Origin of the sequence: Streptomyces sp. P9(2023) (assembly GCF_032436795.1) — a bacterium.
In the GTDB taxonomy this organism is placed as follows: Bacteria; Actinomycetota; Actinomycetes; order Streptomycetales; family Streptomycetaceae; genus Streptomyces.
In genome coordinates, this window is the sequence record NZ_JAUPWM010000212.1 from 1 (window position 1) to 373 (window position 373).

1 protein-coding gene is annotated in these 373 nt (G+C 37.3%); it reads right to left on the minus strand.

Annotation, left to right across the window (positions count from 1 at the left end):
* Window positions 1–17: 17 nt before the first annotated feature.
* A partial coding sequence (locus tag Q5762_RS37390; RefSeq protein ID WP_315896767.1) for a response regulator transcription factor occupies window positions 18–373 on the minus strand: 356 nt, incomplete at its 5' end.

The following is a 373-nucleotide window of genomic DNA, read 5'->3' on the forward strand; positions in this document are numbered from 1 at the left end:
ATAATGACTATTTTTCATTACGCATCTTGAGCAAGTAAACGATGTTGTATCGCAAAACGAATCAAATCGACAATATTACTTAAACCAAGTTTGTTCAAAATATTGGCTCGATGAACATGGACAGTTTTATAACTAAGAAATAGCACTTGTCCAATTTCCTTAGCATCTTTGCCTTGGATCAATAAGAAAAAAATCTCACGCTCTCGTTTGGTTAACTCCGTCAGCACATTTTTTTCTTGAGGATTACTCAAATTAAACAACGCATCAGCACACAAATAACGGTGTCCACGTGCCACCATACGAATTGCATCGACTAATTCACTAGGACCACATCGTTTCGATAAATAACCACTTGCCCCACTATCGATCGCTT